The organism is Devosia sp. (genome assembly GCF_041917035.1).
In the GTDB taxonomy this organism is placed as follows: Bacteria; Pseudomonadota; Alphaproteobacteria; order Rhizobiales; family Devosiaceae; genus Devosia_A.
Genome location: NZ_JAYRYM010000342.1, coordinates 1 through 3,158 on the forward strand (window position 1 = coordinate 1; position 3,158 = coordinate 3,158).

A 3,158-nucleotide genomic window follows, 5' to 3' on the forward strand; every position below is an offset into this window, starting at 1 on the left:
ATGTGCGGCTCTATCAGTTGCTGTCGCTGACGCTGACCCCGTTCTATCAGTCGGACGGTGCCCTGCTGCCACTCCTGCGGGATGGGCTCATCGCCGTGGCCGCGCAATGGGGACCGGTCCAGAAGCTTCTCGCCGAAATGGTCGCGGGGCAATTGCTGCGGCCGCTCGAGAGCCTCGGCCTTCGTCCGGTCGGGACGAGACCGGGGACATGACGCCACGCCCCCACGTTCTGATTGTCGGCGCCGCCGGGGTCTTCGGTTCCCGCCTGGCGCGCCTCCTGGCACATCGCCGCGCCTTCCGCATCAGCCTCGGCGGCCGCGCCGTGGCGCACGTCTCTGCCCGGCAGCGTGAGCTGCGCGAAATCGACGAGCAGGCGGAGTTCGCCTTCGTCGCCATCGATCGGGAAACCATCGGCGCCGAGCGACTGAAGGAAATGCGCTGCAACCTGGTGGTGGATTGTTCGGGTCCGTTCCAACTGGCCGGCACGCGGCTGATCGAGGCCGCGATCGCCGCCCGCTGCGACTATCTCGACCTGGCCGATTCCCGTGCCTTCGTCGCCGGCATCGCGCGTTTCGACGCGGCGGCCCGCGCCGTCGGCGTGTCCCTGCTTTCGGGCGCCAGCACGACGCCATGCCTGACGCACGCCGTTCTCGATCACCTCACCAGCGCCTGGCTGACCGTCGACACCATCGACGTCGCCATCGTCCCCGGCAACCGCACTCCGAAGGGAAAGGCGGTGGTGTCCGCCATCCTCAGCTGGGTCGGGCAGCGCGTGCCGGTGTTCCGCGAGGCCGAATGGCAGGAGGGCTGGGGCTGGGGCGACCCGACGACGATCTCGATCGACGGCCTCGGTCGCCGCCGCGTCCGCCTCGCCGATGTGCCCGATCTCGATCTCCTCGCCACCCGCTACGAGCCGCGGGTCCGCGCCTGGCTCGGTGCCGGCATGGAACTGCCCGTGATGAACGCCTGCATCGCCCTCGCCGGCTGGCCGGTGCGGCACCGCTTCATCCGCAGTGCCGGCGTCTTCTCCGGTGTCGGCTATCGCCTCGCCAGGCTGCTCGATCGCTTCGGCACCGACACCGGCGGCATGCTGATCGAGGTCGCCGGCCAGGATGCCCGCGGCGTGCCGAAGGTGGCGCGCTGGACCCTCAGGGCCCGGAAGGGGCACGGGCCCTTCGTTCCGGTCGCGCCGGCCGCGGCGCTGGTCGTCGCCATGCTTCTCGGCCGCGGCGTGCTGCCGGGGGCTCGCCCGGCCGTGGGCATTCTCTCGCTCGAGCATGTGCGCGCCATGTTCGAGGGACTGGAGATCGAAACGTCGCTTACCGCCTACAAGGGCGAGAGGCCGCTCTTCCGGCGCCTCCTCGGCGAGCAATTCGACGGGCTGCCGGAAGTGACCCGTCGCCTGCATCGCGGCCGCCCGGCCATCGTCGCGACCGGTGAAGCGTTGCTCGCGCCGGCGGACACCTGGCTCGGCCGCTTTCTCGCGCGCCGCTTCGGCCTGCCGGCGATCGACGGGCGCGTCCCGGTGCGGGTGGTCATCGAGAGCCGCGGCGGCCAGGAGCACTGGACCCGCGTCTTCGACCGGACGCCGATGCGGTCGACCATGGCGCCGGCCGGCGAGGGACTGATCGAGGAACGCTTCGGCGCCCTCGCCGTGACCATGCGTCTCGTCGCGCGCAGTGACGGGCTCGACATGGTGCCGGTGTCGGCCCGCTGGCATGGCATCCCGCTGCCTCGGGCATTGCTGCCGCAGGTCAAGGCCGAGGAGCGCGTCGACGGCGGCGGCCGGCATCGCTTCGACGTCGAGATCTCGGTCCCGCTGGCCGGGCGCCTCGTCGCCTATCGCGGCTACCTGGTGCTCTGACGCCGGGTCGCCGGCGCGCTACAGCCGGATGGCGAGGACCACCGCCCCGACGCTGACCAGCGCCACGCCGATCCAGCCCTGCAGCGTCAGCCTCTCGCCCAGGAACAGCACGCCGAAGACCGCCACGAGGACGACGCTCAGCTTGTCCACGGGCGCGACTTCCGACGCCTGTCCGAGCTTGAGGGCGCGGAAATAGGCCAGCCACGAGGCCCCGGTCGCGAGGCCCGACAGGATCAGGAACAGCCAGGTCTTTGCGGAAATGCTGTCGAGGGGCTGTGTCTTGCCCATGCCGATCACGATGACCGCGAGCACGAGGACGATCACCAGCGTGCGGATGAGCGTGGCGAAGTCGGAATCGATGTCGGCAATGCCGATCTTGGCAAAGATCGCCGTTAGTGCCGCAAATACGGCAGACAGCAGTGCCCAGAACAGCCAGTTGTCGACAATCGACGGCACGATGTGCCTCCCGCTCGGTCGTCCGGGGGCGGCGCGCGCCCGACATGCGGCGCCGCCGTGCCTCAGCCCATGCCGCGCACGATCTCGAGGAACTCAGCGTGCCCGAGCGCCTGGCTCGAGGCAAGCCTGTACTCCTTGACCAGGCTGCCATGCGTCTCGCGCGCGAACTTCCTCAGCTTGGGATCGCGGGCCATCTCGGCCTTTGCCACCGCCGGATCGAGCAACCCCAGACCGTCCAGCACCGGGTAGTGCAACTGCGTTTCGACATGCGGCAGCCCGAACAGATAGTCCGGGAAATGTTCGCGCCGCGGCATCTCGGTCCGCCACCGCGCGAGCCGCTCCGTGGTTTCCGGATGAATGCGGCTGGCCCGCACCTCCCGCCAGAACGGCGTATCGTCCCGCTCGGTGACGTAGTGCGTGTTGACGAAGGTGCGAAAGTCGTCGACCTGCCGGCCGACCCGGGCATTGTAGTCGTCGCGCAGCTTCTCGGTCATCAGTGCCGGATCGCGCAGGTACTGCCCGGCGAACATCATCATCTGCACGATGGTTCCGTGGATCGAGGTCGATTCCAGCGGCTCGAGGAAGCTCGAACTGAGCCCGACCGCGACGACATTGTTGATCCAGGCCTTCTCCAGCCGCCCGATCCTGAACTGGATATCGCCACGGGCCTCGATCTTCTGCCCCACGATCCGTTCGGCCGCGGCATGCGCCTCGTCCGGCGTCTGGAACGCGTCGGAGTAGACGTAGCCGCAGCCGAAGCGGAACTGGGTCGGGATCTGCCACATCCAGCCCGCTTCGTGCGCCCAGGCCCGGGTGTAGTTCGGAATCTCGTCGCCCG

3 protein-coding genes and 1 pseudogene are annotated in these 3,158 nt (G+C 69.3%); 2 read left to right on the forward strand and 2 right to left on the reverse strand.

What is annotated here, in order from left to right:
* Both ACE3TU_RS20660 and ACE3TU_RS20665 read left to right on the forward strand, forming a co-directional pair.
* Positions 1–212 (forward strand): annotated as a pseudogene (locus tag ACE3TU_RS20660) (hypothetical protein); the annotation flags it as partial.
* Positions 209–1,864, forward strand: a complete 1,656-nt coding sequence (locus ACE3TU_RS20665; RefSeq protein ID WP_374627678.1) for a DUF4166 domain-containing protein — start codon at positions 209–211, stop codon at positions 1,862–1,864. The pseudogene ACE3TU_RS20660 and the gene ACE3TU_RS20665, both read left to right, overlap by 4 nt.
* An 18-nt stretch (positions 1,865–1,882) precedes the next feature.
* Here ACE3TU_RS20665 and ACE3TU_RS20670 read toward each other — a convergent pair whose 3' ends face one another.
* Together ACE3TU_RS20670 and ACE3TU_RS20675 are read right to left on the reverse strand one after the other, a co-directional pair.
* Positions 1,883–2,320, reverse strand: coding sequence for an EamA family transporter (locus tag ACE3TU_RS20670; RefSeq protein WP_374627680.1), 438 nt, complete (start codon positions 2,318–2,320; stop codon positions 1,883–1,885).
* Positions 2,321–2,382: 62 nt separating this feature from the next.
* A partial coding sequence (locus ACE3TU_RS20675; protein ID WP_374627682.1) for a tryptophan 7-halogenase occupies positions 2,383–3,158 on the reverse strand: 776 nt, incomplete at its 5' end.